Annotated in this window: 40 protein-coding genes; 7 read left to right on the forward strand and 33 right to left on the reverse strand. The window is 48.2% G+C overall.

Features of this window, described 5'->3' with window-relative positions; translation table 11 throughout:
• Positions 1–78 precede the first annotated feature (78 nt).
• From DB48_RS13175 to DB48_RS13190, 4 genes are read right to left on the reverse strand one after another with little or no spacing between them, the layout of a single operon-like run.
• Positions 79–666, reverse strand: a complete 588-nt coding sequence (locus DB48_RS13175; RefSeq protein WP_041510720.1) for a TlpA disulfide reductase family protein — start codon at positions 664–666, stop codon at positions 79–81.
• Positions 663–1142 (reverse strand): heme lyase NrfEFG subunit NrfF, encoded by a 480-nt coding sequence (nrfF, locus tag DB48_RS13180; RefSeq protein WP_041510721.1) that lies wholly within the window; start codon positions 1140–1142, stop codon positions 663–665. Before nrfF ends, DB48_RS13175 begins: the two co-directional genes overlap by 4 nt.
• On the reverse strand, positions 1142–1699 hold the full coding sequence (locus tag DB48_RS13185) for a DsbE family thiol:disulfide interchange protein (protein ID WP_041510722.1): 558 nt from the start codon (positions 1697–1699) through the stop codon (positions 1142–1144). Before DB48_RS13185 ends, nrfF begins: the two co-directional genes overlap by 1 nt.
• Positions 1700–1716: 17 nt before the next feature.
• Entirely contained in the window at positions 1717–3693 is a 1977-nt protein-coding gene (locus tag DB48_RS13190) for a heme lyase CcmF/NrfE family subunit (protein WP_041510723.1), read from the reverse strand.
• Positions 3694–4104: 411 nt separating this feature from the next.
• On the opposite strand from DB48_RS13190, the gene ccmI reads away from it, so the two are divergent.
• Entirely contained in the window at positions 4105–5352 is a 1248-nt protein-coding gene (gene ccmI / locus DB48_RS13195) for a c-type cytochrome biogenesis protein CcmI (RefSeq protein WP_041510724.1), read from the forward strand.
• 152 nt (positions 5353–5504) lie between these two features.
• On the opposite strand, the gene DB48_RS13200 is transcribed toward ccmI, so the two are convergent.
• Complete coding sequence (locus DB48_RS13200) at positions 5505–5798, reverse strand: c-type cytochrome (protein ID WP_041510725.1); 294 nt, start codon at positions 5796–5798, stop codon at positions 5505–5507.
• A 332-nt stretch (positions 5799–6130) separates the two neighbouring features.
• Between DB48_RS13200 and ccmA the strand changes: the two genes are divergently transcribed.
• The 6 genes from ccmA to DB48_RS13230 all read left to right on the forward strand — a co-directional run bounded on the left by ccmA (position 6131) and on the right by DB48_RS13230 (position 10014).
• Positions 6131–6781, forward strand: coding sequence for a cytochrome c biogenesis heme-transporting ATPase CcmA (gene ccmA / locus DB48_RS13205; protein ID WP_041510726.1), 651 nt, complete (start codon positions 6131–6133; stop codon positions 6779–6781).
• 11 nt (positions 6782–6792) lie between these two features.
• Positions 6793–7479 carry a heme exporter protein CcmB gene (gene ccmB, locus DB48_RS13210; protein WP_041510727.1) on the forward strand — a complete coding sequence of 229 codons (687 nt, stop codon included), beginning with the start codon at positions 6793–6795 and terminating at the stop codon, positions 7477–7479.
• A gap of 1 nt (position 7480) precedes the next feature.
• Complete coding sequence (locus DB48_RS13215) at positions 7481–8227, forward strand: heme ABC transporter permease (protein WP_041510728.1); 747 nt, start codon at positions 7481–7483, stop codon at positions 8225–8227.
• Positions 8227–8427: a heme exporter protein CcmD gene (gene ccmD / locus DB48_RS13220; RefSeq protein ID WP_041510729.1), complete on the forward strand. Its 201-nt coding sequence runs from the start codon at positions 8227–8229 to the stop codon at positions 8425–8427. The genes DB48_RS13215 and ccmD overlap by 1 nt, the downstream gene beginning before the upstream one ends.
• Positions 8424–8909 carry a cytochrome c maturation protein CcmE gene (ccmE, locus tag DB48_RS13225; RefSeq protein ID WP_041510730.1) on the forward strand — a complete coding sequence of 162 codons (486 nt, stop codon included), beginning with the start codon at positions 8424–8426 and terminating at the stop codon, positions 8907–8909. The genes ccmD and ccmE overlap by 4 nt, the downstream gene beginning before the upstream one ends.
• A 127-nt stretch (positions 8910–9036) precedes the next feature.
• Complete coding sequence (locus DB48_RS13230) at positions 9037–10014, forward strand: ABC transporter substrate-binding protein (RefSeq protein WP_041510731.1); 978 nt, start codon at positions 9037–9039, stop codon at positions 10012–10014.
• Between the two features lie 58 nt (positions 10015–10072).
• Here the strand turns inward: DB48_RS13230 and rplQ are convergent, their stop codons facing one another.
• From rplQ to rpsJ, 28 genes are all read right to left on the reverse strand, one after another.
• Positions 10073–10465 (reverse strand): 50S ribosomal protein L17, encoded by a 393-nt coding sequence (rplQ, locus tag DB48_RS13235; RefSeq protein ID WP_011863991.1) that lies wholly within the window; start codon positions 10463–10465, stop codon positions 10073–10075.
• Positions 10466–10504: 39 nt separating this feature from the next.
• Positions 10505–11494: a DNA-directed RNA polymerase subunit alpha gene (locus tag DB48_RS13240; RefSeq protein WP_011863990.1), complete on the reverse strand. Its 990-nt coding sequence runs from the start codon at positions 11492–11494 to the stop codon at positions 10505–10507.
• Between the two features lie 24 nt (positions 11495–11518).
• A complete protein-coding gene (gene rpsD / locus DB48_RS13245) occupies positions 11519–12139 on the reverse strand; it encodes a 30S ribosomal protein S4 (protein WP_011863989.1) in 621 nt (206 codons plus the stop codon).
• A 36-nt stretch (positions 12140–12175) separates the two neighbouring features.
• Entirely contained in the window at positions 12176–12568 is a 393-nt protein-coding gene (gene rpsK / locus DB48_RS13250; protein ID WP_011863988.1) for a 30S ribosomal protein S11, read from the reverse strand.
• A 17-nt stretch (positions 12569–12585) separates the two neighbouring features.
• Positions 12586–12942, reverse strand: coding sequence for a 30S ribosomal protein S13 (rpsM, locus tag DB48_RS13255; RefSeq protein WP_011863987.1), 357 nt, complete (start codon positions 12940–12942; stop codon positions 12586–12588).
• Positions 12943–13059: 117 nt separating this feature from the next.
• The gene (gene rpmJ / locus DB48_RS19930) at positions 13060–13173 is read right to left on the reverse strand and encodes a 50S ribosomal protein L36 (RefSeq protein WP_006083579.1); all 114 of its coding nucleotides are present in this window, start codon (positions 13171–13173) and stop codon (positions 13060–13062) included.
• 21 nt (positions 13174–13194) lie between these two features.
• The gene (gene secY, locus DB48_RS13265; RefSeq protein ID WP_041510733.1) at positions 13195–14535 is read right to left on the reverse strand and encodes a preprotein translocase subunit SecY; all 1341 of its coding nucleotides are present in this window, start codon (positions 14533–14535) and stop codon (positions 13195–13197) included.
• Between the two features lie 7 nt (positions 14536–14542).
• A complete protein-coding gene (gene rplO, locus DB48_RS13270; RefSeq protein WP_011863985.1) occupies positions 14543–14977 on the reverse strand; it encodes a 50S ribosomal protein L15 in 435 nt (144 codons plus the stop codon).
• Between the two features lie 3 nt (positions 14978–14980).
• The gene (gene rpmD, locus DB48_RS19935) at positions 14981–15163 is read right to left on the reverse strand and encodes a 50S ribosomal protein L30 (RefSeq protein ID WP_011863984.1); all 183 of its coding nucleotides are present in this window, start codon (positions 15161–15163) and stop codon (positions 14981–14983) included.
• 5 nt (positions 15164–15168) lie between these two features.
• A complete protein-coding gene (gene rpsE, locus DB48_RS13275; protein WP_011863983.1) occupies positions 15169–15672 on the reverse strand; it encodes a 30S ribosomal protein S5 in 504 nt (167 codons plus the stop codon).
• 13 nt (positions 15673–15685) lie between these two features.
• A complete protein-coding gene (rplR, locus tag DB48_RS13280; protein WP_011863982.1) occupies positions 15686–16036 on the reverse strand; it encodes a 50S ribosomal protein L18 in 351 nt (116 codons plus the stop codon).
• Between the two features lie 10 nt (positions 16037–16046).
• Positions 16047–16577: a 50S ribosomal protein L6 gene (gene rplF / locus DB48_RS13285; RefSeq protein ID WP_041510734.1), complete on the reverse strand. Its 531-nt coding sequence runs from the start codon at positions 16575–16577 to the stop codon at positions 16047–16049.
• Positions 16578–16587: 10 nt separating this feature from the next.
• Positions 16588–16980 carry a 30S ribosomal protein S8 gene (rpsH, locus tag DB48_RS13290; protein WP_041510735.1) on the reverse strand — a complete coding sequence of 131 codons (393 nt, stop codon included), beginning with the start codon at positions 16978–16980 and terminating at the stop codon, positions 16588–16590.
• A 23-nt stretch (positions 16981–17003) separates the two neighbouring features.
• Positions 17004–17309, reverse strand: a complete 306-nt coding sequence (gene rpsN / locus DB48_RS13295; RefSeq protein WP_033540777.1) for a 30S ribosomal protein S14 — start codon at positions 17307–17309, stop codon at positions 17004–17006.
• A 10-nt stretch (positions 17310–17319) separates the two neighbouring features.
• A complete protein-coding gene (gene rplE / locus DB48_RS13300; RefSeq protein ID WP_011863978.1) occupies positions 17320–17859 on the reverse strand; it encodes a 50S ribosomal protein L5 in 540 nt (179 codons plus the stop codon).
• A 12-nt stretch (positions 17860–17871) separates the two neighbouring features.
• On the reverse strand, positions 17872–18186 hold the full coding sequence (gene rplX / locus DB48_RS13305; RefSeq protein ID WP_041510736.1) for a 50S ribosomal protein L24: 315 nt from the start codon (positions 18184–18186) through the stop codon (positions 17872–17874).
• An 11-nt stretch (positions 18187–18197) separates the two neighbouring features.
• Positions 18198–18566 (reverse strand): 50S ribosomal protein L14, encoded by a 369-nt coding sequence (rplN, locus tag DB48_RS13310; RefSeq protein WP_011863976.1) that lies wholly within the window; start codon positions 18564–18566, stop codon positions 18198–18200.
• 179 nt (positions 18567–18745) lie between these two features.
• The gene (gene rpsQ / locus DB48_RS13315; protein WP_041510737.1) at positions 18746–18994 is read right to left on the reverse strand and encodes a 30S ribosomal protein S17; all 249 of its coding nucleotides are present in this window, start codon (positions 18992–18994) and stop codon (positions 18746–18748) included.
• Positions 18994–19185 (reverse strand): 50S ribosomal protein L29, encoded by a 192-nt coding sequence (gene rpmC / locus DB48_RS13320; RefSeq protein WP_011863974.1) that lies wholly within the window; start codon positions 19183–19185, stop codon positions 18994–18996. The genes rpsQ and rpmC overlap by 1 nt, the downstream gene beginning before the upstream one ends.
• Positions 19185–19595 carry a 50S ribosomal protein L16 gene (gene rplP, locus DB48_RS13325; RefSeq protein ID WP_011863973.1) on the reverse strand — a complete coding sequence of 137 codons (411 nt, stop codon included), beginning with the start codon at positions 19593–19595 and terminating at the stop codon, positions 19185–19187. Before rplP ends, rpmC begins: the two co-directional genes overlap by 1 nt.
• A gap of 11 nt (positions 19596–19606) precedes the next feature.
• The gene (gene rpsC, locus DB48_RS13330) at positions 19607–20296 is read right to left on the reverse strand and encodes a 30S ribosomal protein S3 (RefSeq protein WP_011863972.1); all 690 of its coding nucleotides are present in this window, start codon (positions 20294–20296) and stop codon (positions 19607–19609) included.
• A gap of 9 nt (positions 20297–20305) precedes the next feature.
• Positions 20306–20638 (reverse strand): 50S ribosomal protein L22, encoded by a 333-nt coding sequence (gene rplV, locus DB48_RS13335; RefSeq protein WP_011863971.1) that lies wholly within the window; start codon positions 20636–20638, stop codon positions 20306–20308.
• 15 nt (positions 20639–20653) lie between these two features.
• A complete protein-coding gene (gene rpsS, locus DB48_RS13340; RefSeq protein ID WP_006083596.1) occupies positions 20654–20932 on the reverse strand; it encodes a 30S ribosomal protein S19 in 279 nt (92 codons plus the stop codon).
• A gap of 11 nt (positions 20933–20943) precedes the next feature.
• Entirely contained in the window at positions 20944–21771 is an 828-nt protein-coding gene (gene rplB / locus DB48_RS13345) for a 50S ribosomal protein L2 (RefSeq protein WP_041510738.1), read from the reverse strand.
• Positions 21772–21787: 16 nt separating this feature from the next.
• Positions 21788–22087, reverse strand: a complete 300-nt coding sequence (gene rplW / locus DB48_RS13350; protein ID WP_028774664.1) for a 50S ribosomal protein L23 — start codon at positions 22085–22087, stop codon at positions 21788–21790.
• Positions 22084–22689 carry a 50S ribosomal protein L4 gene (gene rplD / locus DB48_RS13355; protein WP_011863967.1) on the reverse strand — a complete coding sequence of 202 codons (606 nt, stop codon included), beginning with the start codon at positions 22687–22689 and terminating at the stop codon, positions 22084–22086. The genes rplW and rplD overlap by 4 nt, the downstream gene beginning before the upstream one ends.
• 16 nt (positions 22690–22705) lie before the next feature.
• On the reverse strand, positions 22706–23344 hold the full coding sequence (gene rplC / locus DB48_RS13360; RefSeq protein WP_041510739.1) for a 50S ribosomal protein L3: 639 nt from the start codon (positions 23342–23344) through the stop codon (positions 22706–22708).
• A gap of 27 nt (positions 23345–23371) precedes the next feature.
• Positions 23372–23683, reverse strand: coding sequence for a 30S ribosomal protein S10 (rpsJ, locus tag DB48_RS13365; RefSeq protein ID WP_011070616.1), 312 nt, complete (start codon positions 23681–23683; stop codon positions 23372–23374).
• Between the last annotated feature and the right edge of the window lie 406 nt (positions 23684–24089).

Here is a 24089-nt window from a genome sequence, read left to right on the forward strand (position 1 = left end):
ATAAAAAAAAGATCGCATGCCGATCTTTTAGGCAATTGCGATCTTTTTCGTTTAAATTACGGGCAAAAGTGCCTTCTTTTACGGTTTTTTGACCTCTGACGCGATAAAACTCTCGATCAATTTCACCGCCTTATCATCATCCCAATCGACAAAAGTTCTGACGAAGGCGATCAACTCACCCTGTTGATTGAGAATAAAGGTCGCCGGAATCGTATCTAGAGGGAAGACCTCACCCAGCTGCTGCTGAGGATCATAGTAGGTCTCGAACTTATCCATCCCCAGAGAGGCCAGGAAGGGTTCGACCTTCTCCTTGCCATTCATATCGATCGAAATCGGCAGGACGCGAAACTGCTTGGGATCGAACTTGCCTTTGAAGCGATCGATAGCCGGCAGCTCACGCACACATGGGGGACACCAGGTGGCCCACATGTTCACCATCACCACCTGGCCACGATACTGGCTAAAGTCGATCGACTTACCCTGGGCATCTTTAAATGGCACAGGCTCGATCGGATAGGCTTTTGGCAGCACGTTGATTAGATCGACACTCGACTGCACCTCACCGCCCTGCTTCTTTTGCATGCCGGGATAGGCATGCACACTGGCGGCGTATCCGCCTAAGGCAAGGGTTGCCGATAGCAGCGCCGTGGCTAATTTTGACTTCATTTATCGTCTCGCTTGAGCAATCTATCCAACTCGGCTTGCTCCTCAGCGCTGATCTCCTGGTCGACGGCATTGCTAATACGCTGCTGCCTGACGAAGATAAAGCCGATCACTAAGCCCACCAGCAATAAGGCAATTGGACCTAACCATAGTATGTAAGTCTTGGCTTCCATACGTGGCTTATAGAGGACGAACTCACCGTAACGGCTAGTCATGAACTCGATGATCTCATCGTCACCCTTACCGGCATCGACCATTTGATAAACTTCGAGGCGCAGATCTTGCGCCACTGGCGAGTTAGAATCGATCAGATTCTGGTTTTGACACTGAGGACAACGCAGCGAGTGAGCTAGTTCCAGCGCTCGTTTCTGGTTATCTACCGACTTAAACTCATAAGTGTCCACCGGGGTGGCCATCGCGGCGCCAACCAGGGAGAAAGATAACAGTAATGCGGTAATAAACCCGACTAAGGTCTTCATTAAGATGCTCCCTCAGCTTTAGCCTGTGCCTGTAACTCTTGAATCATAGGATAGAGTGTCTCTTTCCAGACACGCATATCGATAGGACCGGCATAACGGAAACGAATGATACCGTTGTGATCCACCAGATAACTCTCGGGGGCACCGTAAACGCCAAGATCCAGACCTAAACGTCCGTCGTGGTCGAAGATGTTCTTGGTATAAGGATCCCCTTCGCGGCTAAGCTCACGGATAGCCATAGCACGCTCGTCACGATAGTTGATGCCATAGATAGGCAAAATGTTTTGTCTGGCCAAACGCATCAGATAGGGATGCTCATACTTACATGAAGGACACCAGGTGGCCCACACGTTCAGCAGTGAGACCTGCCCCTTGATGCTTTCATTGGTAATGATCTCATTGGCATCTTCTAGCTTTTGCAGCTGGAAAGCCGGTATCGGCTTTCCTTCTAATGCAGAGTCCAGCTGCTGTGGATTCAGGAAGAGCCCCTTATAGAGGAACACTCCCATCACCAAAAACAGAATCAAAGGAATAAAGAGTACTAGCCTTTTCTTCATACTTGCCCCAATTCAAGTTATGCGGTTGCTAATTTTGCTTGTTTGGCTTTTTCGCCGGCGCTTTCGGTCGCCTTGGCTCTGCGGTAACGCTTGTCCGATGCCGCGAACAGACCACCGACCATCATAAAGATGCTTCCGAACCATAACCAACGCACGAATGGCTTATAGTTCAGACGTACGGCAAACTCGGTACGGCTGATAGGATCGCCCATGGTGATATAGAGATCGCGGAACAGTCCCCAATCGATACCAGCCTCAGTCATATCCATGGTACGTACGTTGTACTGACGACGATCAGGCTTAAGCAGCGTGATGAACTCACCATCTTTAGTCACTTCGACCTGCCCCTGCTGGGCGGTATAGTTAGGGCCGACAACATTCTTGGTCTCGATATAATGGAAGGTATAACCCGCCAGCTCCTGGGTAATGCCAGGGCCCATGCGAACACTCTTCTCGATCGAGTAGTTAGAGACCATAGTGGCACCAACCACAGAGACGGCGATACCTAGGTGCGCGATGATCATACCTAACTGGCTGCGCCCCATACGCGCCAGGCTTAGGCCATCTTTAGACTGCATGATGTCGTAGGCGGCGCGCAGGGTTGAAACCGTCACCCATACCGCAAGACCGATACCAAACATCACCCAAGCATTAAACTTGCCATCGACAAGGAAAGGTGTCGCGACACCGATCACGGCAGAGACGATAGCAGGCACCATCAGCTTGGCCTTAAGTTCGCCGGCCTTGGCACGCTTCCAGCGAATGCTAGGACCTATGCCCATGAAGGCAAATAGCACGAGTGCGATCGGTACGAATACCGCGTTGAAGTATGGTGGGCCTACAGAGATCTTACCCATGTTCAGGGCATCGATCAGCAGCGGGTAAAGCGTACCCAGCAATACAGTACCACAGGCTACGGTAAGCAAGATGTTACCGACCAAGAGCATGGTCTCTTTTGACATCAGCTCGAAGCGCGCCGGGCTCTTCATATCACTAGCGCGGAAGGCAAACAGGGTCAGTGAGCCACCGATGGCAAGACCAAGCAGCAATAGGATGAACATACCACGGCTTGGATCCGCCGCGAATGAATGCACCGAAGTCAGTACCCCTGAGCGCACGATAAAAGTACCCAAGAGACTCAATGAGAATGCGAAGATAGACAGCAATACCGTCCAGTTACGGAAGGTTGCACGCTTCTCGGTCACGATGACTGAGTGCAGCAAGGCGGTACCGATCAACCAAGGCATGAATGAGGCGTTCTCGACGGGATCCCAGAACCACCAGCCACCCCAGCCGAGTTCGTAATACGCCCACCAAGAACCCAGAGAGATACCGCCAGTGAGGAAGATCCAGGCAGCCAGTGTCCAAGGACGGCTCCAGCGTGCCCAGGCTGAATCCAGACGTCCGCCCATGAGCGCGGCAATGGCGAAGGCAAAGCTCACCGAGAAACCAACATAACCCAGGTACAACATAGGTGGATGGAATATCAATCCAACATCCTGCAGCATAGGGTTAAGATCGCGTCCCTCCATTGGGATTGGGAATAGACGCTCGAATGGGCTCGATGTCAGCAGCATGAAGAGAGAGAAACCTATCACTATCATGGCGAGAATAGAGAGTACACGCGCGGTGAAGACCTCTTCGAGCCCCTTACTAAAGAAGGCAACCGCAGCGGTCCAGACAGATAAGGCGAACACCCAGAAGAGCAATGAACCTTCGTGGCCACCCCATACCGCCGCAATCTTGAAGAAGATCGGCAACTGAGAATTTGAGTGGTGTGCAACATAGGCGACAGAGAAATCGTCGACGGCAAAACTATAACCTAGGACGATGACAGAAAGAGCGATAAAGAAAAACATGCCGTAACTCAACGGCCAGGCATAACGCACCAGATATTGATCTTTGCGAGCAACACCGATTAAGGGAACGCTGGCCAATAGAAAGGCAAATGCCAATCCTATTATCAACGAAAAGTGACCTAATTCAGGGATCATGGGGTTTCCTCAGTCCTATATGAGAACTAGTCGAAGCATTAGCCTCTCCTAATTCACCAGAGTTTGCAATTCACACTACTCAAGGTACAAAATTTGAGTCATTTTAGTATTTGCTATTGTATCTGTCTGCCTCTTTCGCACAATTCTGGGTGACCTGTCTCATTCTTGCGAACAGAAACGCAGGGTTACAATTGTTATAAACTGACAGATTTTATGCTCTGACCCTTGTTTGAAACTTAAGTTTCAGCCAATTTTTGAAAATAGAATCGAACTGTGAACCAGTGCAAAAGTATCAGTATTTAACGGCTTGAATCCCTTATATTACTGTTCAATGAATAATCTTTACGTATAATCTGATCCCTATATCGCGCGGTATCCCCGCATTCCTGCAACTAATGTGAAAAAGAAATAATGACCACACTCTGGATTTTTATTGCGCTTTTTGTATTAGTCAGCCTAGTGCTGATTTGGTTTCCACACTTCCGCCAGCAAAAGATGTTAAAGGCCGAAGAAGCCGGTGTGCGTAGGGCCACCAACCTCGAACTCTTTGACAATCGCCTGGCGACGCTAGAGAAGGAACTCGAGGATGAGCTGCTGGATCAAGATGAGTTTAACGCGCTAAAGAAAGAGCTCGAGATCAGTTTGCTACAGGACATGAAGCAGGGCGAAGATGAATCCTTGGTCGGTCAGATAAAGCCTAAGAGCCTGCTCTGGCCAACCCTGATGTCTGTCGTCGTCATAGGCGTTTCAGGCTACTTCTATGCCAACCTAGGCGCCTATGCCAACCTGGACAAGGCCGTGCCCGACAATCCACACGCAGGTATGGATGCCGCCCAAATTATGACGCAGCGCATTCAGATGATGGAATCACAGCTGCAGGCCGAGCCAGAAAACAGCCAACTGCTATTTAGCTTGGGCCATGCCTATATCAGCGCCAACCGTTACGACGATGCGGTAAAGGCATTCGACAAGGCGATGGAGCTTGTAGGTACCCACGCCGAACTGCTTGGGCCTAAGGCGACGGCCATGTACTACAAGGCAAACCAGAGAATCACGCCTGCGGTACAGGCTATTATCGACCAGTCACTGGCTCTAGATCCTGAAGATCCATCTACCCTACTCCTCGTCGGTATGGATGCCTTCTTCAGCGCCCAATATAAGAAGGCCATCGATGCTTGGCAGATCATTCTCGACAGCGACAGAAGCGATGTGGATCGCAGCGCTATCATCAACGCCATTGAGAGCGCCAAGATGAGAATGCAGGCAGAGACCGGCGAGATGCCTAACGACGCGACACATCAGCAGGCCGCCACTACAGGTAAGACTGTCACCATAGATGTCTCTATCGCACCTGAGCTGGCAGAGAATGTCAGCAGTAGCGACATGCTATTTATCTTTGCCCGTAACACCCAGGGCCCTAAGGTTCCGCTAGCGGCAACTAAGGTATCTGCAAAATCACTGCCTGTATCTATCACCTTAGATGACAGCACTGGCATGGGCGGCGATATCAAGCTAAGCGACGCCAAGCAGGTTGAGGTGATCGCCGTGCTTTCTAAGCATGGGTCGGTTAAGGCACAACCTGGCGATCTGCAGGGTCGTCTGGAATCCATGGATGTGGGTGCAACCGCCAAGCTGGTGATTGACACCCTGGTACAATAATCCTGGTTCAGTCATGAACAGAAAAGCCGGCATTTAGCCGGCTTTTTTATTGCTCCCCCGCTTTATTTCAAGCATCACTTTTTAATGCGACCTACCGAGAAGCAGGCATAAAAAAACCGACCACAAGGTCGGCTTTTATCAACGAAGTCAAATTACTTAGACATGAACTCGATAGCGTTCTTGTAATCTTCGTCGGTACAATCTGTGCACATACCACCAGGTGGCATAGCGTTCAGACCAGTCTTAACACTACCTACTAGTGCGTCTAGGCCTTTCGCTAAACGAGGCTCCCATGCAGCTGCATCATGAGCTTTAGGTGCACCGGCGACACCCATACTGTGGCATACATGGCATGCCTTGTTATATACAGCTTCACCTTCTTGTGCAAAAGTGTTTGCAGACAAGGTCAATGCAGCCACTGCAGACAATGCTAACAGTTTTTTCATGTTCAATGTTCCTAATGCAAATATTAACAGAGCTCTATGCCACCCTAAACTGGGGCAGACTTATTATATAGCGGCACTAGGATACATCAAACTTCAATAAATCTCACCTTTTTGTGATTAATATCAGAATTTGACAGCTCAACATGTTATAGGTGCCCGTGTTACCTGATACATTAGCAATTGTTGAAAAAGTTCAATCTTGATGAGGAAAAGGTTTTACTTTTTGGAAGCATATCAAATTGCTGACACTAATCAGAGAGCAAGACTAAACCCCTCAAAGGGATTATGTTAATATCGCTTATGTTTACATCAGGCTTGAGATAGAGGGTTCAGTGGTAGAAGAAAAAACAGCAACAACACTGGTATCAGCCGATAACTTGACTTGTATCCGCGAAGAGCGAATTCTCTTCGACGAGCTGAGCTTTGATATCCAAGCAGGTGAGATCGTACAAATCGAAGGCCCCAATGGTGCGGGTAAAACCAGCCTACTGAGGATCCTTGCCGGCCTGTCGCGCCCCTACGCGGGCGAGGCCAAGTACAAAGGCACCGACATTACTCGCTGCCGCGACGAATACAATGACGATCTTTTGTATCTGGGCCACCTTGCAGGTGTAAAGAGCGAGTTAACCGCCGAAGAAAATCTTAACTTCAATTTAAGAATCAGCGGGTATGATGATTTCAAAACCAACCAGATCCTCGCCAAGGTAAACCTGTCTGGATTTGAAGAAGCCTTGGCCGGCCATCTGTCGGCGGGTCAGCATCGTCGTACCGCCTTAGCCCGACTCTGGCATACCAACTGTAAGGTCTGGCTACTGGACGAACCATTTACTGCAATCGATAAGAAAGGCGTCGAAGAATTGGAACACCTGTTTTTACAACATGCTCAAAACGGCGGCTGTGTCATCATGACCACCCACCAAGACATGAGCATTATCGGTGACGATATTCTCCGTAAGATTCGCCTCGATTACCGCTTTATTTAAAGGTGCAGTGAATGAATAAAGGTATCAGTTTCACCCAAGCGTTTTTCACCCTACTTAAGCGCGATCTAAAGATTGCGATTCGTCACAAGGGTGACATCTTTAACCCCTTACTGTTTTTTATTTTGGTCGTCACCCTCTTCCCGCTAGGTATTGGCCCTGAGCCACAGGTACTGACTCGCGTGGCACCAGGCATCATCTGGGTAGCCGCCCTGTTAGCCTCTATGCTGTCGCTCGAGCGTCTGTTTAAGGCAGACTTTGCCGATGGCAGCTTGGAACAGATGCTGCTTAGCCCACAGCCGTTGTCACTCATGGTATTGGCCAAGGTGTTGGCCCACTGGTTATTGACGGGCGTGCCACTGATCTTGGTAGCTCCGCTGCTGGCCGTGCTATTACATCTGGAAGCAAACAGCTATGGCGCACTGATGGCGACTCTCGCACTGGGCACCCCGGTACTGAGTTTATTGGGTGCTATCGGTGTCGCACTGACCGTAGGCCTACGTAAAGGCGGCGTTCTGCTGAGTCTGTTGATCCTGCCGCTCTACATACCGGTTCTAATTTTCGCAACCAGCGCCATCGACGCCGCTGGTCTAAATCTACCCTACAGCGGCCATCTCGCTATCATAGGCGCTATGCTGGTCGGTTCGTTAATATTGGCACCTTTTGCAATTGGTGCCTCACTAAGAGTGAGTACTAACTAATATGTGGAAATGGCTACATTCTTACGCAGACCCTCAAAAAGCCTATAACCTATCCGGCAGGCTATTGCCTTGGTTTGCGACCCTTGCAATCGGATTTATTGGTGTGGGTTCAATCTGGGGTCTGTTGTTTGCACCGGTAGATTACCAACAGGGTGACAGTTACCGCATCATCTTCATCCACGTACCCGCAGCTTCTATGTCGATGTCTGCATACATGGCCATGGCCACCTCGGCCTTCATCGGCCTGGTATGGCAGATCAAGTCAGCCGACTGGGCCGCTGCTGCCATCGCGCCCATTGGCGCCGTCGTCACCTTTATAGCACTTATCACGGGTGCCGCCTGGGGTAAGCCTATGTGGGGCACCTGGTGGGTATGGGATGCTCGCCTCACCTCAGAACTGGTACTGCTATTCCTCTACCTGGGCGTCATCTCTCTATACGCCTCGTTTGAGGATAAGGTACTCGCCGCTCGCGCCGCAGGTATTCTGGCTATCGTGGGTGTGATTAACATTCCTATCATCAAGTACTCGGTAGAGTGGTGGAACTCGCTACACCAGCCGGCCACCATTAAAATCACCGAAAAGTCATCTATGGCGCCTGAGATGTTATATCCACTGCTGATCAACATCTTCGGTTTCGGCCTGATGATAGGTGCTATCACGCTTATTCGTTTCAGAGCCGAGATCCTTGCCAGAAACGGTATGCGTCCCTGGGTGAGGGAACTCGCGCAAGCTGAAGGAGTCAAATAATGCAGTTCGATTCATTAGCAGAATTTTTTAACATGGGTGGCTACGCCTTTTATGTGTGGCTATCTTACGGCATAACCGCCTTCGCACTAGGCACCTTGATCGTGGTGAGCCTGCGCCAGAAGCGCAAGATCCTCACCGAGATATCGAAGAAAATGCAACGCGAAGAACGCCTCAAAGCCAACCGGAGTAAAGAACAGTGAACGCCAGACGTAAGAAAAGACTCGCCTTAGCAACCGCCCTAATTGGTGGCGTCGCCGCCATCGCGTCCTTGCTACTCTATGCGCTCAACTCGAACTTGAACCTTTTCTATACCCCAACAGAAATCGTTCACGGTAAGAAAGACACAGGTGTTAAACCTGAAATCGGCCAACGTATCCGTGTCGGTGGCATGGTTACCGTAGGTTCCCTGGTGCGCGATCCCGATAGCCTGCACGTCGAGTTCGCCGTACACGATGCCGCCGGTGGCGAAGTCATGGTGACCTACGACGATCTGCTGCCTGACCTCTTCCGTGAAGGCCAGGGTATCGTTGCTCAGGGTGTGTTGATTGAAGGTGGTAAGTTAGAAGCAACTGAAGTCTTGGCTAAGCATGACGAAAACTACATGCCACCAGAAGTTGCCGAAGCCATGGGTCAGACCCATGAGAAACTCGATTACAACTCAACACAGAAATCCGGTTACTAAAACCAGACATCGAATACCTAAAGGCCTCTTTTGAGGCCTTTTTTATTGCCTGTTCTCTACGTTGGCGCAAAATCGTCTATAACTATGTAAAAGACTTTGGGGCGAAATAATTTAGGGAATCCCGTCCATGCGCATACTTGCCTGTCTCTTGCTATTCTGGGTCTGCCTGCCCGTATCGGCCAGCAAGCTGATGTTCATTCACAGCTATCATGAAGGCTACCCCTGGGTGCAGGACTATCGTCGAGCAATAATAGAAAACCTCAGTGAGCCCAGCGAGTTGACGGAGATCTACCTCGACTCCAAGCGACTACCTCGCGACACCTATGTCAAACGCGCTGAAGAAGCCTGGGATGCGGTTAAACGCCATAAGCCAGACATCATCATACTCGCCGACGATAACGCCATCTCGCTGCTTAGCGAGCGCATAGCAGATACCAAGATTCCAGTGGTATTTCTCGGCCTCAATACCAACCCCAGAGATCATGGACTACAGGCCTATCAGCAATTTACCGGCATACTCGAGCGACCTTTGTTCAAACGCTCACTCCTGCTAGTCGACTGTCTGTTACCGGGAAATGAAGACACCAAACTGCTGATCCTTTCTGACAATAGCGCGACCGCACGGGCGGCCTTCGGCCCTATCAGCCCCGACTTTAAGCCAATAAAGATAGGTAAGCTGACCATAGCCTTCACCTTGACCAACTCGGCTAAGGAGTGGAAACAGACGGTGCGCGATGCCAAAAAGGCGGGCTACCATGGGATATTTACCGGGCTATACCACACCTTAATCACGGTGAGTGGCGAATACATGGATTCGGAAGAGATCATTGCCTGGACGGCAGATCATGCCCCCGTGCCCCACTTTGGTTTCTGGGACTTCACGGTAGGCAAGAGAGCCAATCTAGGCGGCTATGTGCTCAACGGCTACGAACACGGCCTACTGGCGGGCAAACTGATCAATCGACTCTTAGCCGGTGAGCAAGCCAGCCAACTTGGCTATGTCAGTGACAGTAAGGGGACTTTTCGGTTTAGCCTGTCGGGCGTCGCAAGATGGCACCTTTCGATACCTAAGGAGATAGCCAAAAAGGCAGACTGGGTGGAATAGAAATTTTTAGCAATAAAAAAGCCGGGCAATGCCCGGCTTTTTACAATGAACTTAAGTGTTACTCAGCAGCTTCTTCAACAGCTTCAGCAGCTTCTGGACGACCTACTAGTTCGATATACGCCATAGGCGCCTTATCACCAGTACGAAGACCGCACTTAAGGATACGGGTGTATCCACCAGGACGTTCCTGGTAGCGTGGACCCAATTCATTAAATAACTTACCTACGACTTCAGCGTCGCGAGTACGTGCAAATGCCAAACGACGGTTTGCAACACTGTCACTCTTAGCAAGTGTTATTAGAGGTTCAACTACGCGACGCAATTCTTTCGCCTTAGCTACAGTAGTCTTGATCACTTCGTGACGGACTAATGAGCTTGCCATGTTACGGAACATAGCTTGACGATGACTGCTGTTACGGTTTAGTTGACGACCACTCTTACGATGGCGCATGACCTAATCCTTATTACCTAAATCTGTACAAACTAGGACTTATAGGTCGTCTGCTAAACTGGCTGGAGGCCAGTTTTCTAGACGCATACCTAATGAAAGTCCGCGAGAAGCCAACACATCCTTAATTTCGGTAAGAGACTTCTTACCCAAGTTAGGTGTTTTAAGTAGCTCAACCTCAGTACGCTGTACCAGATCTCCGATGTAATGAATCGCTTCGGCTTTCAAACAGTTAGCCGAACGTACAGTTAGCTCTAGATCGTCGACAGGACGCAACAGAATTGGGTCGAACTCTGGTTTCTCTTCTTTCTGTTCTGGCTCAGTGACATCACGTAGCTCAACAAACGCATCTAGCTGTTCAGCCAAGATGGTTGCAGAACGACGAATCGCTTCCTCAGGATCGATAGTACCGTTGGTGGTCATATCGATAACGAGTTTGTCCAAGTCAGTACGCTGTTCAACACGTGCTGCTTCAACATTGTAAGCAATACGCGCGACAGGTGAGAAAGATGAATCCACTAGCAGACGGCCAATTGGGCGATCGTCGTCTTCGGTCTGTGCACGAGCCGAAGCTGGTACATAACCACGACCACGCTCAACGCGGATACGCATGCTAATGTCATTGTTACCAGTCAGATGACAGATAACATGATCAGGATTCATAATAGTAACATCACCATCGTGCGTGATATCTGCTGCGGTAACAGGGCCTGCGCCTGACTTGCTTAAAGTAAGCATAGCCTCGTCTTTACCCTCGATAACCACTGCCAAACCTTTAAGGTTTAGAAGGATCTCTAGGATATCCTCTTGTACGCCTTCCTTGCTGCTGTATTCGTGCAGTACACCATCAATCTCGACTTCGGTAACCGCGCAGCCGGGCATAGACGACAATAGGATACGACGCAACGCGTTACCTAAAGTATGACCAAAACCACGCTCTAGCGGCTCCAGTGTAACCTTGGCACGTGTTGGGTTAACCTGCTCGATATCAACGAGACGCGGTTTAAGAAATTCTGTAACAGAACCCTGCATTGTGTCCTCTCTTGTTTATTAGCTTTACTTAGAGTAAAGCTCGACGATCAGCTGTTCGTTAATATCCGCAGATAAATCGCTACGCTCTGGCAGACGCTTGAAAGCACCTTCCATCTTAGCGGCATCTACTTCAACCCATGTTGGCTTTTCGCGCTGAGAAGCAACCTCTAGAGCAGCTTTAATACGAGCTTGCTTTTGAGACTTCTCACGAACGCTAATTACATCATTCGCAGACACTTTGAATGATGGAATGTTAACAACGCGGCCGTTTACCATAATTGACTTATGGCTAACTAGCTGACGTGCTTCAGCACGGGTAGCACCAAAACCCATACGATAAACAACGTTATCTAAACGAGTTTCCAAAAGAGTAAGCAGGTTTTCACCAGTGTTACCTTTTAGACGTGCAGCGTCTTTGTAGTAGTTACGGAATTGCTTTTCAAGCACACCATAAGTACGACGAACTTTTTGTTTTTCGCGCAGCTGAACGCCGTACTCAGACAAACGTGCTTTACGAGCGCCGTGTTGTCCAGGTGCAGCTTCAAGCTTACACTTCGAATCAATTGCTCTCACACCGCTTTTCAGGAAAAGGTCAGTACCTTCTCGGCGAGTGAGCTTGAGCTTTGGACCCAAGTATCTTGCCATGTTCTTTCTCCAACTATCCTATTAAAAACGGGGCGATTACACGCGACGTTTCTTAGGAGGACGACAACCATTATGAGGGATCGGCGTCACATCGGTAATGTTGGTTATCTTGTAACCAACCGCGTTCAGCGCTCGAATAGCTGACTCACGTCCTGGACCTGGACCCTTCACGAAAACTTCAAGGTTTTTAACACCGTAGTCCTGAGCAGCAACACCTGCGCGCTCAGCAGCTACCTGTGCAGCGAATGGGGTAGATTTACGTGAACCACGGAAACCTGAACCACCAGAAGTTGCCCAAGAAAGTGCATTACCTTGACGATCTGTAATGGTGATAATGGTGTTGTTGAAAGATGCATGGATATGAGCCATGCCATCAGCAACCTGTTTACGTACGCGCTTGCGCGTTGAACGTGACGGAACTTTAGCCATATTGGTTTACCTTCCCGTTACTTTCTAATTGGCTTACGTGGACCTTTGCGAGTACGCGCATTGGTCTTGGTACGTTGCCCACGAAGGGGCAGGCTACGACGGTGGCGGAGACCACGATAACAACCAAGGTCCATCAGACGCTTGATGTTCATAGAGATCTCACGACGCAAGTCACCTTCTACAATGTATTTAGCAACTTCTTCGCGTAGTGTGTCTATTTGAGCTTCGCTCAATTCCTTGATCTTAGCATCTTCAGCAATTGAAGTAGCCGCGCAGATTTGTTGTGCGCGAGTAAGTCCAATACCATAGATAGCAGTCAATGCAATGACTGTGTGCTTCTGATCAGGAATGTTAATGCCAGCGATACGGGCCACTATGCACTCCTCATAAGTTAAAGGCCATCTGTGAAAAGCCCGGTAGGATACTCGACAGATGACGATTTTGCAAATAATATTTTGACCAGCTCAGAATCTGAGCTGGTCAAAAAGTTTTTAGCCTTGACGCTGTTTGTGTTTTGGTTCAACACAGATAACGCGTACAACGCCGCTACGCTTTACGATCTTGCAGTTACGGCAGATCTTCTTCACGGAAGCTCGAACTTTCATTTCATCACTCCGTAAAGCTACTTAGCGACCAAAGCGATCTAAGTTCGCTTTATTCACTAGGTTAGCTTTCTTCATCACAGACTCATACTGATGTGACATCATATGGGTCTGAACCTGAGCCATGAAGTCCATGATCACGACTACCATAATTAGTAGTGAAGTACCGCCAAAATAGAACTGTACTTTCCACGCGATTAACATGAACTCCGGAATTAAACAGATAAAGGTAATATATAATGCACCGGCCAGTGTTAGGCGAGTCATTACTTTATCTATATAACGCGAAGTCTGTTCTCCAGGACGGATCCCGGGAATAAACGCACCACTCTTCTTCAGGTTGTCTGCTGTTTCACGTGGGTTAAATACCAACGCAGTGTAGAAGAAACAGAAGAAGATAATCGCTGTTGCATACAACAATGAGTAAAGCGGCTGACCTGGCGATACTGCAAGTGAAAAATCACTTAACCAAGACAAGCCTTCATTTTGACCAAACCACTGAGCCAGTGTGCCTGGGAACAAAATGATGCTTGACGCAAAGATTGGTGGAATCACACCTGCCATGTTGACCTTAAGCGGTAAGTGAGTGCTCTGCGCGGCAAACACCTTACGGCCCTGCTGACGCTTAGCATAGTTAACAACGATACGACGTTGTCCACGCTCAACAAACACAACAAAGTAGGTCACAGCAAATACGATCACTGCAATCAACAATAATACTAGTACGTTCAAGTCGCCTTGACGCGCCTGCTCAGCCGTTTGGCCGATAGCAGAAGGTAGACCGGCTACAATACCTGCGAAAATAAGAATCGAGATACCGTTACCTATGCCTCGTTCGGTGATCTGCTCGCCCAGCCACATCAGGAACATGGTTCCCGTGACCAAACTCACAACTGCAACGAAGTAGAAACCGAATCCCAGGTTTACAACTAAACCAGGAACCAGGTTTGGCAGACCCGTTGCGATACCGATCGCTTGGAATGTACCCAAGACCAATGTGCCATATCGCGTATACTGACTGATCTTCTTACGTCCTGACTCGCCTTCCTTCTTCAGTTCGGCCAGTGCAGGATGTACCACAGTCAATAGCTGCATGATAATCGATGCCGAGATGTACGGCATGATACCAAGTGCAAAGATAGAAGCACGTTCAAGGGCGCCACCAGAGAACATGTTAAACATGCCTAAGATGGTACCCTTCTGCTGATTAAACAGCTCTGCTAATACAGCTGCGTCAATACCAGGAATTGGTACGAACGAACCGGCTCTAAAGACGATAATCGCACCAATCACGAACAGTAGGCGGGTTTTCAATTCCGATAAACCGCCCTTCGCGCTTTTTAAATCAAGTCCTGGTTTTGCCATCGACGTATTATTCCTCGATCTTTCCGCCGGCAGCTTCGATAGCTGCACGTGCACCTTTGGTTACCTTAAGACCTTTAACGGTCACTGGGCGTTCAATGGTACCTGAAAGAACGACTTTAGCAAACTGTATGTTGCGAGTAACAAGATTCGCATCTTTCAGTGCATTCAAGTCGACAACATCACCGTTAACTTTAGCCAGTTCGCTTACACGAATTTCGGCAGTTACCATCGCTTTACGCGAAGTAAAACCAAACTTAGGCAAACGGATCTTAAGTGGCATTTGACCACCTTCGAAACCGACGCGAACACCGCCACCTGAACGTGACTTCTGACCCTTGTGACCGCGACCAGCAGTCTTACCTAGGCCAGAACCGATACCGCGACCTACACGCTTAGCAGCTGATTTTGCACCTGCAGCAGGTGATAGAGTATTCAATTTCATTGATTAATCCTCCACCTTAACCATGTAGTAAACCTTGTTAATCATACCGCGAACAGCAGGAGTATCTTCCAGCTCAACGGTGTGATTAATACGGCGTAGACCTAGACCAGTCAAAGTGGCACGATGCTTAGGCAAACGTCCAATTGAACTCTTAGTCTGAGTTACTTTTAATGTTTTAGTAGCCATGGTGCTTAACCTCGAATTTCATCAACATTCAGGCCACGCTTAGCTGCAATTTGTGCTGGTGACTTCATGTGCACCAACGCGTCTACAGTTGCGCGAACGATGTTGATCGGGTTAGTAGAACCGTATGCTTTCGACAGTACGTTATGAACGCCTGCTACTTCCAATACGGCACGCATCGCACCACCGGCAATAATACCAGTACCTTCAGAAGCTGGTTGCATGTAAACACGCGAACCAGTGTGACGGCCCTTAACAGGGTGGTGCAAAGTACCATTTACAAGTTCAACAGAAACAATGTTACGGCGAGCCTTTTCCATTGCTTTCTGGATTGCAGCAGGTACTTCACGCGCTTTACCATAGCCATAGCCGACTTTACCGTTACCGTCACCCACTACAGTCAGTGCAGTGAAGCTAAAGATACGTCCGCCTTTAACTACTTTAGAAACACGATTTACTGCAACTAACTTCTCTTGCAGATCGTCTTTTTGTGGAGCTTCAAATTTAGCCATTTTTAATCATTCCTTAGAACTGTAGGCCAGCTTCACGAGCAGCGTCTGCCAGGGCAGCTACGCGTCCGTGATACTTAAAGCCGGAACGATCGAATGCAACTACAGTTACGCCTTTCTCGATAGCACGCTCAGCAATAGTCTTACCTACCGCTTTAGCTGCTTCTACGTTACCTGTGTATTTAAGCTGCTCTGATACCGCTTTTTCAGCAGTAGAAGCTGCCGCCACAACTTGCGCGTTGGCATCAATAACCTGTGCGTATGTGTGACGTGGTGTACGATGTACAACCAGACGGTTAACGCCCAGCTCTTGGATCTTCTTACGGGCGCGAGTCGCGCGGCGTAAGCGAGATGTTTTCTTATCCATATCGCGTTACCTACTTCTTCTTAGCCTCTTTACGGCGTACTTGTTCATCAGCATAGCGAACACCCTTGCCTTTGTAAGGCTCTGGTGGACGGTAGCCACGAATTTCTGCTGCAACCTGACCAACAAGCTGCTTATCAGTACCCTTAAGTACGATTTCAGTCTGTGAAGGACACTCAGCAGTTACGCCGTCTGGAAGCTGGTGAACTAGAGGGTGAGAGAAACCTAGAGTCAGGTCGATACCGTTACCAGCAACTTTTGCACGGTAACCAACACCAACTAGAGTCAGCTTTCTTTCGAAACCTTCGTTAACACCAACAACCATGTTGTTGATTAGTGCTCGAGCTGTACCAGCTTGTGCAGCGCTAGTTACGCCTTCAGCTGGAGAACACTTGATTTCGTTGTCTTCAACAACAACAGAAACGTCAGCGTTAATTACTCGAGTCAAACTACCTTTAGAACCTTTTACGGTGATAGTTTGTTCGTTTAAAGTCACTTCTACGCCTGCAGGGATAGCGACTGGTGCTTTTGCGACACGAGACATTGCTAGCTCCTTATGCTACGTAGCAGATAACTTCTCCACCCATGCCTTGTTGGCGGGCGGCACGATCAGTCATCAAACCTTTAGAAGTGGACACGATTGCGACACCCAGACCGCCCATCACCTTTGGTAGATCGTTTTTACCTTTGTAAATACGAAGACCAGGACGACTTACGCGCTGGATAGTCTCAACGACTGGTTGGCCTTGGAAATACTTCAAAGTGATTTCCAGAACCGGCTTGGCTTCGCCTGCTACGGCGTAGTCAGTGATATAACCTTCTTCTTTAAGCGTCTGTGCGATAGCAACTTTCAGCTTAGCAGAAGGCATAGATACTGATACTTTGTTAGCAGCTTGGCCGTTACGAATGCGAGTTAACATATCCGCAATTGGATCTTGCATGCTCATATTAGCTTACTCCGTGACAAGTATTACCAGCTGGCCTTACGCAGACCAGGAACTTCACCACGCATGGTAGCTTCACGCAGTTTGATACGGCTAAGGCCGAACTTGCGTAGGAAACCATGTGGGCGACCAGTTTGACTACAACGATTGCGCTGACGCGCAGAACTTGAGTCACGTGGTAGACCTTGCAGCTTAAGAACTGCATCCCAACGATCTTCATCAGAAGTAGTTGGATTGCTAATGATAGCCTTAAGAGCTAGACGCTTTTCAGCATACTTAGCCACGAGCTTGGCACGTTTTGCTTCACGTGCTTTCATTGAACTTTTTGCCATTTCGCTACCCTTATTTCTTGAATGGGAAGTTAAAGGCGTCTAGTAAAGCACGGCCTTCTTCGTCATTCTTCGCAGTAGTAGTGATAACAATATCCATACCGCGGATCTTATCGATCTTATCGTAATCGATTTCCGGGAAGATGATTTGCTCACGTACACCCATTGCGTAGTTACCACGTCCGTCGAACGACTTAGCGCTCAGACCACGGAAGTCGCGGATACGCGGGATTGCGATATCAACTAAACGCTCAAGGAATTCCCACATACGTTCACCACGTAGGGTTACCTTGCAGCCAATCGGGTAGCCATCACGGATTTTAAAACCAGCAACTGATTTACGAGCAACAGTTACAACTGGCTTTTGACCAGCGATAGCAGTCATGTCACGAAGCGCGTGCTCCATAACCTTCTTATCTGCTACAGCTTCGCCAACACCCATGTTAAGGGTGATTTTCTCAATCCGAGGGACTTGCATGACACTGGTATAACCGAACTTCTTAGAAAGCTCAGCGATAACAGTCTCTTTATATTTATCATGCAGTTTCGCCATCGTTTACTCCAATTACTTAACGAGTTCACTGTTCGACTTAAAGAAACGGACTTTTTTACCGTCTTCAAATCGGAAACCAACGCGATCAGCTTTGCCAGTGGCAGAGTTGAAAATCGCTACATTTGATGCTTGTATTGGCGCTTCTTTCTCAACGATACCACCAGTCACACCCATTTGTGGGTTAGGCTTCTGGTGCTTCTTGATCAGATTGATGCCTTCTACAATTAACTTACCAGTAGGTAGTACTCGGGTAACTTTACCGCGCTTACCCTTGTCTTTACCTGCTAGTACAATTACTTCGTCTTCACGACGGATTTTAGCTGCCATTTTGAAGCTCCTTACAGTACTTCTGGTGCCAGAGAAACAATTTTCATAAATTGTTCTGTACGCAGTTCACGCGTCACTGGTCCAAAGATACGAGTACCAATCGGTGCAAGGTTTGCGTTTAGCAATACCGCTGCATTGCGATCGAAGCGAATGACAGAACCATCTGGACGACGTACGCCTTTCTTAGTACGGACTACCACCGCGTTATACACGTCACCTTTCTTCGCTTTACCGCGAGGAATTGCTTCTTTTACAGAAACCTTGATGACGTCGCCGATACCGGCATAACGACGATGAGAGCCACCCAAGACCTTAATACACTGAACTCTACGAGCGCCACTGTTACAGGCGACTTCTAGAGTCGATTGCATTTGGATCATTTTAAGTGCTCCGCTATCGTTACTTCACTAATCCCAAATTTGGGGCATTTTTAAACCATTCTAGACCAAATAACGTCTAAAATGGCGCGCAAGTATAACACCGCAAAATAGGAATAGATAGTATTAAAAATAAAAACGGCCCCAAATCTAGGAGCCGTTTCGCTAATCACCTAATAAAATTAGGCTTTTGATACTACTTCAACCAGAGTCCAAGACTTAGTCTTAGACAGCGGACGGCATTCGCGAATAGTCACGATATCGCCAGCATTACACTGATTTGTTTCGTCATGTGCATGGATCTTAGTAGTGCGCTTGATAAACTTCCCGTATAGAGGGTGCTTAACCTTACGCTCAATAGCTACAGTGATAGACTTGTCCATCTTGTTGCTAAGTACACGACCTTGCAAAGTACGGATTTTATCAGTCATTATGCACCCGCCTTAGAAGTAATAATGGTCTTAACGCGCGCAATGTTACGACGCACGATTTTGAGCTGGTGAGTCTGAGTCAACTGACCAGTGGCGTGTTGCATACGCAGATTAAACTGCTCACGCAGCAGACCAAGCAGTTCAGCGTTCAGTTCTTCAACGCTCTTCTGAGTTAGTTCGCTCGCTTTCATTACATCACCGTCTTAGTTACGAAGGTAGTCTTAATTGGAAGCTTGGCCGCAGCTAGAGTAAACGCTTCACGCGCTAGCTCTTCTGATACACCATTCATCTCGTAAAGAACCTTACCAGGTTGAATCTGGCAAACCCAGTATTCAACGTTACCCTTACCTTTACCCATACGCACTTCAAGAGGCTTAGAGGTGATTGGCTTGTCAGGGAAAACGCGGATCCAAATTTGACCTTGACGTTTAATGTGACGTGTCATAGCACGACGCGCAGATTCGATTTGACGAGCAGTCAGACGGCCACGTCCAACAGCTTTCAAACCGAACTCACCGAAGCTTACTTCAGTGCCGTTCGCCAGACCGCGGTTACGGCCTTTGAACATTTTACGAAACTTCATTCGTTTTGGTTGCAGCATTGCCAGCTCTCCTATTTACCGCGAGGCTTACGCTTCGGCTGCTGTTTCGGCTCTTCTAGCGCAGGTACAACGCCGTCTAGAACTTCACCTTTGAAGACCCAAACTTTAACGCCGATCACACCGTATTGAGTGTGACTTTCTGCAGTAGAATAGTCGATATCAGCACGCAGTGTATGTAGAGGCACACGACCTTCACGATACCACTCTGAACGCGCAATCTCAGCACCGCCTAAACGGCCGCTCACTTCAACTTTGATACCCTTAGCACCTAGACGCATAGCGTTCTGTACCGCACGCTTCATAGCACGACGGAACATTACACGACGCTCTAGCTGAGAAGCGATGCCTTCGGCAACCAGCTTCGCATCTAGCTCTGGCTTACGGATTTCAGCGATGTTGATTTGAGCTGGAATACCAGTCAACTTGGCAACTTCGTTGCGCAGCTTTTCAACATCTTCGCCTTTCTTACCGATCACAACGCCTGGACGGGCAGTGTGAATAGTAACGCGAACACTCTTAGCTGGACGCTCGATAACAATCTTAGAAACTGAGGCTTGCTTAAGCTTCTTTTCTAGAAACTTGCGCACTTCCCAGTCGCTGCTCAGATTGTTGGCATAATCTGATTTATCAGCGTACCAAGTCGAGATCCAAGGCTTAGTGATACCCAGACGGATACCATTAGGATGTACTTTCTGTCCCATTGCTAACTCCTAGCGATCTGACACAACCACAGTGATGTGGCTGGTACGCTTGATAATACGATCAGCACGGCCTTTAGCACGTGGCATGATACGTTTCATAGTTGGACCCTCGTCTACAAAGACTTTTCCAACTTTCAGCTCGTCAATGTCAGCACCTTCGTTGTGCTCAGCATTAGCGATAGCAGAGTCTAGTACTTTCTTAACAAGTACAGCTGCTTTCTTAGGGCTGAAAGTCAAAATTTCAAGAGCCTTAGCAACAGGCAGTCCACGAATTTGATCTGCAACCAAACGACACTTTTGAGGCGACGTACGGGCAAAACGATGTTTAGCTAAAACTTCCATCTCGAGTCTCCCGTATTAACGCTTCTTCGCTTTCTTATCAGCAGCATGGCCGCGATAAGTGCGAGTTGGTGAAAATTCACCAAGCTTGTGGCCGATCATCTCGTCAGTTACGAACACAGGTACGTGCTGACGACCATTATGGACAGCGATGGTCAATCCAATCATGTTAGGAATGATCATTGAGCGGCGAGACCAAGTCTTGATAGGCTTCTTGTCACCCGCTTCCATCGCTTTCTCTACCTTCTTCAGCAAGTGTAGGTCAATGAATGGACCTTTCTTGAGAGAACGTGGCATGGCGAATCCTCTTACTTTTTGTTACGACGACGTACGATGTACTTGTCGGTGCGTTTGTTACTACGGGTCTTATAACCCTTAGTTGGGACACCCCATGGAGAAACTGGGTGACGGCCACCAGAAGTACGGCCTTCACCACCACCATGTGGATGGTCTACTGGGTTCATTGCAACACCACGAACTGTTGGGCGTACGCCTCTCCAGCGCTTAGCACCTGCTTTACCCAACTGGCGTAGCATATGCTCGGCATTACCAACTTCACCTAATGTCGCGCGGCAATCTACTGGAACTTTACGCATTTCGCCAGAGCGAAGACGTAGAGTTGCGTATGCACCATCACGAGCTACAACTTGTACATAAGTACCAGCTGAACGCGCTAGCTGAGCACCTTTACCAGGCTTCATTTCAACTGCGTGAACAACGCTACCTACTGGGATGTTGCGTAATGGCAAAGCGTTACCCACTTTGATTTCAGCATCGATACCAGACTGGATCTGATCACCAGCTTGCATGCCTTTAGCAGCAAGGATATAACGACGCTCACCATCAGCATACAAAACAAGTGCGATGTTAGCGGTACGGTTTGGATCATATTCCAAACGCTCTACCTTAGCAGGGATACCGTCTTTGTTGCGCTTGAAGTCAACAATACGGTAGTGCTGCTTGTGTCCACCACCTACGTGACGAACAGTGATACGACCGGTGTTGTTACGGCCACCGCTCTTAGCTTTTTTCGCCAACAGGCCAGCAAAGGGTTTACCCTTATGCAGATCGCTGTTTACCACTTTAACAACGTGGCGACGACCAGCAGAGGTTGGCTTACACTTAATAACTGCCATGATAATTCTCCTTTGCTTACTCAGCGCCGACGAAATCGATGTCAGCACCAGCAGCTAAAGTCACATAGGCTTTTTTCCAATCGCTACGACGGCCAGTACGGGCACCGTGACGCTTAGTCTTACCTTTGTTAACTAGAGTGCGAACTGAATCTACTTCAACTTCGAACAACTTAGCTACTGCAGCTTTAATTTCAGCTTTAGTTGCATCGATAGCTACACGGAAAACGACCGTGTTGTTATTTTCAGCGCAAACAGTACTCTTTTCAGAGATGTGTGGCGCTAGAATAACTTTTAGCAAACGTTCTTCGCTTATCATCCCAGCATCTCCTCGATTTGCTTAACAGCATCGGCAGTAACCAGTACTTTTTCGAACGCGATTAGGCTTACTGGATCGATACCAGCAACGTCGCGAACGTCAACTTTGTACAGGTTGCGTGCAGCTAAGAACAAGTTCTCGTCAATCTCTGGAGTCACAATTAATACGTCTTCCAGCTTCATGTCTTTCAGCTTAGCCTTCAACTCTTTAGTCTTAGGAGCTTCAACACCGAATGACTCAACAACAACAAGACGATCTTGACGTACTAATTCAGACAGAATGCTCTTAAGCGCTCCGCGGTACATCTTCTTGTTAACTTTTTGGCTGTGATCTTGGGTTTTAGCAGCGAAAGATACGCCACCGCCACGCCAGATTGGGCCTTTAACAGTACCAGCACGAGCACGGCCAGTACCTTTTTGGCGCCATGGCTTTTTGCCAGAGCCAGTTACTTCTGCGCGAGTCTTTTGAGCACGAGTACCCTGACGCGCGTTTGCAGCGTATGCTACAACTACCTGATGAACCAGTGCTTCATTAAAGTCACGGCCGAAGGTAGTTTCGGAAACTTCAAGAGCACTCTGTGCGTCTTTCAATACCAATTCCATTACTATCTCCTCAGACCTAAGCTTTAACGGCAGGCTTGATGATCAGGTCGCCATTAGTAGCGCCTGGAACTGCACCCTTAACCAATAGCAGGTTACGCTCAGCATCTACACGTACAACGTCTAGATTCTGGGTAGTAACACGCTCTGCACCCATGTGGCCAGACATTTTCTTACCTTTGAAAACGCGACCAGGTGTTTGGTTTTGACCGATAGAACCGTTAGCTCTATGTGCCAATGAGTTACCGTGTGTTGCATCTTGAGTACGGAAGTTCCAACGCTTGATACCGCCTTGGAAACCTTTACCCTTTGATTGACCAGTAACATCAACTTTCGCTACGTCAGCGAAGATATCAACATTAAGCTCAGCACCTACTTCGATGCCTTCGCCTTCACCGTCAGCCAGACGCATTTCCCACAAACCACGACCAGCTTCAACGCCAGCCTTAGCAAAGTGACCTGCTTCTGGTTTAGTGATGCGATTAGCTTTTTTGGTACCAGTAGTAACCTGAAGTGCACGGTAACCGTCAGTTTCTAAAGTTTTCACTTGAGCAACGCGGTTAGCTGCAATTTCAATTACTGTTACAGGTATTGACGCACCATCTTCAGTGAAGATGCGAGTCATACCTACTTTACGACCGATAAGACCGATAGCCATCTCTCAAACCTCTTCTAAGGATCTCAATTAACCTAAGCTAATTTGAACGTCAACACCTGCCGCAAGATCTAGACGCATAAGTGCATCTACAGTCTTTTCAGTCGGCTCTACGATGTCAACAAGACGCTTATGAGTACGAAGTTCGTACTGATCACGCGCATCTTTATTAACGTGTGGAGAGATCAAAACGGTATAACGCTCTTTACGCGTTGGTAGTGGGATTGGACCACGTACCTGGGCGCCTGTGCGCTTAGCAGTTTCAACGATTTCCGCTGTAGACTGATCGATCAGACGATGATCAAATCCTTTCAGGCGGATACGGATTCTTTGGTTCTGCATTGACCAGAGCTCCTAAAATGGACACATAAAAAATCACCCTCTAGCTTCTTCCTTACTGGAAAAGCAGAGCGAGATGATTTAACCGTTCGACTCCAAATCGGAGTCGCTGTATTATTTTACGTCGGTTTCGAGAACCGACAAACTTCGCCTAATGGTTAAGGCGAGGGGCTATTATACTGATCTCAAGCTGGAGATCAAGCCCATTGAACGAATTAACAGCAGTGAAGTGCTAACTCTCAAAGTGGCGAGTATTATACTTATCCCGATCAGAAAAGCTAGCCTCATCTACCGAATAAATTACCGGCAATAAAAAGGCAGCCTAAGCTGCCTTTTTCAGTGTGTTTATAAAATCAAACGCGATTAAGCGATGATCTTAGCAACAACACCAGCACCAACTGTACGGCCA

This window comes from Shewanella sp. cp20, from assembly GCF_000832025.1.
Taxonomy (GTDB): Bacteria; Pseudomonadota; Gammaproteobacteria; order Enterobacterales; family Shewanellaceae; genus Shewanella.

Bases quoted from the DNA above. Each gene is read 5' to 3' on its own strand.
- DB48_RS13175 (WP_041510720.1), bottom strand. From the start codon at position 666: ATGAAGTCAAAATTAGCCACGGCGCTGCTATCGGCAACCCTTGCCTTA.
- nrfF (WP_041510721.1), bottom strand. From the start codon at position 1,142: ATGAAGACCTTAGTCGGGTTTATTACCGCATTACTGTTATCTTTCTCC.
- DB48_RS13185 (WP_041510722.1), bottom strand. From the start codon at position 1,699: ATGAAGAAAAGGCTAGTACTCTTTATTCCTTTGATTCTGTTTTTGGTG.
- DB48_RS13190 (WP_041510723.1), bottom strand. From the start codon at position 3,693: ATGATCCCTGAATTAGGTCACTTTTCGTTGATAATAGGATTGGCATTT.
- ccmI (WP_041510724.1), top strand. From the start codon at position 4,105: ATGACCACACTCTGGATTTTTATTGCGCTTTTTGTATTAGTCAGCCTA.
- DB48_RS13200 (WP_041510725.1), bottom strand. From the start codon at position 5,798: ATGAAAAAACTGTTAGCATTGTCTGCAGTGGCTGCATTGACCTTGTCT.
- ccmB (WP_041510727.1), top strand. From the start codon at position 6,793: ATGAATAAAGGTATCAGTTTCACCCAAGCGTTTTTCACCCTACTTAAG.
- DB48_RS13215 (WP_041510728.1), top strand. From the start codon at position 7,481: ATGTGGAAATGGCTACATTCTTACGCAGACCCTCAAAAAGCCTATAAC.
- ccmD (WP_041510729.1), top strand. From the start codon at position 8,227: ATGCAGTTCGATTCATTAGCAGAATTTTTTAACATGGGTGGCTACGCC.
- DB48_RS13230 (WP_041510731.1), top strand. From the start codon at position 9,037: ATGCGCATACTTGCCTGTCTCTTGCTATTCTGGGTCTGCCTGCCCGTA.
- rplQ (WP_011863991.1), bottom strand. From the start codon at position 10,465: ATGCGCCATCGTAAGAGTGGTCGTCAACTAAACCGTAACAGCAGTCAT.
- DB48_RS13240 (WP_011863990.1), bottom strand. From the start codon at position 11,494: ATGCAGGGTTCTGTTACAGAATTTCTTAAACCGCGTCTCGTTGATATC.
- rpsD (WP_011863989.1), bottom strand. From the start codon at position 12,139: ATGGCAAGATACTTGGGTCCAAAGCTCAAGCTCACTCGCCGAGAAGGT.
- rpsK (WP_011863988.1), bottom strand. From the start codon at position 12,568: ATGGCTAAAGTTCCGTCACGTTCAACGCGCAAGCGCGTACGTAAACAG.
- rpmJ (WP_006083579.1), bottom strand. From the start codon at position 13,173: ATGAAAGTTCGAGCTTCCGTGAAGAAGATCTGCCGTAACTGCAAGATC.
- secY (WP_041510733.1), bottom strand. From the start codon at position 14,535: ATGGCAAAACCAGGACTTGATTTAAAAAGCGCGAAGGGCGGTTTATCG.
- rplO (WP_011863985.1), bottom strand. From the start codon at position 14,977: ATGAAATTGAATACTCTATCACCTGCTGCAGGTGCAAAATCAGCTGCT.
- rpmD (WP_011863984.1), bottom strand. From the start codon at position 15,163: ATGGCTACTAAAACATTAAAAGTAACTCAGACTAAGAGTTCAATTGGA.
- rpsE (WP_011863983.1), bottom strand. From the start codon at position 15,672: ATGGCTAAATTTGAAGCTCCACAAAAAGACGATCTGCAAGAGAAGTTA.
- rplR (WP_011863982.1), bottom strand. From the start codon at position 16,036: ATGGATAAGAAAACATCTCGCTTACGCCGCGCGACTCGCGCCCGTAAG.
- rplF (WP_041510734.1), bottom strand. From the start codon at position 16,577: ATGTCTCGTGTCGCAAAAGCACCAGTCGCTATCCCTGCAGGCGTAGAA.
- rpsH (WP_041510735.1), bottom strand. From the start codon at position 16,980: ATGAGCATGCAAGATCCAATTGCGGATATGTTAACTCGCATTCGTAAC.
- rpsN (WP_033540777.1), bottom strand. From the start codon at position 17,309: ATGGCAAAAAGTTCAATGAAAGCACGTGAAGCAAAACGTGCCAAGCTC.
- rplE (WP_011863978.1), bottom strand. From the start codon at position 17,859: ATGGCGAAACTGCATGATAAATATAAAGAGACTGTTATCGCTGAGCTT.
- rplX (WP_041510736.1), bottom strand. From the start codon at position 18,186: ATGGCAGCTAAAATCCGTCGTGAAGACGAAGTAATTGTACTAGCAGGT.
- rplN (WP_011863976.1), bottom strand. From the start codon at position 18,566: ATGATCCAAATGCAATCGACTCTAGAAGTCGCCTGTAACAGTGGCGCT.
- rpsQ (WP_041510737.1), bottom strand. From the start codon at position 18,994: ATGACTGATAAAATCCGTACTTTGCAAGGTCGTGTACTTAGCAACAAG.
- rpmC (WP_011863974.1), bottom strand. From the start codon at position 19,185: ATGAAAGCGAGCGAACTAACTCAGAAGAGCGTTGAAGAACTGAACGCT.
- rplP (WP_011863973.1), bottom strand. From the start codon at position 19,595: ATGCTGCAACCAAAACGAATGAAGTTTCGTAAAATGTTCAAAGGCCGT.
- rpsC (WP_011863972.1), bottom strand. From the start codon at position 20,296: ATGGGACAGAAAGTACATCCTAATGGTATCCGTCTGGGTATCACTAAG.
- rplV (WP_011863971.1), bottom strand. From the start codon at position 20,638: ATGGAAGTTTTAGCTAAACATCGTTTTGCCCGTACGTCGCCTCAAAAG.
- rpsS (WP_006083596.1), bottom strand. From the start codon at position 20,932: ATGCCACGTTCTCTCAAGAAAGGTCCATTCATTGACCTACACTTGCTG.
- rplB (WP_041510738.1), bottom strand. From the start codon at position 21,771: ATGGCAGTTATTAAGTGTAAGCCAACCTCTGCTGGTCGTCGCCACGTT.
- rplW (WP_028774664.1), bottom strand. From the start codon at position 22,087: ATGATAAGCGAAGAACGTTTGCTAAAAGTTATTCTAGCGCCACACATC.
- rplD (WP_011863967.1), bottom strand. From the start codon at position 22,689: ATGGAATTGGTATTGAAAGACGCACAGAGTGCTCTTGAAGTTTCCGAA.
- rplC (WP_041510739.1), bottom strand. From the start codon at position 23,344: ATGGCTATCGGTCTTATCGGTCGTAAAGTAGGTATGACTCGCATCTTC.
- rpsJ (WP_011070616.1), bottom strand. From the start codon at position 23,683: ATGCAGAACCAAAGAATCCGTATCCGCCTGAAAGGATTTGATCATCGT.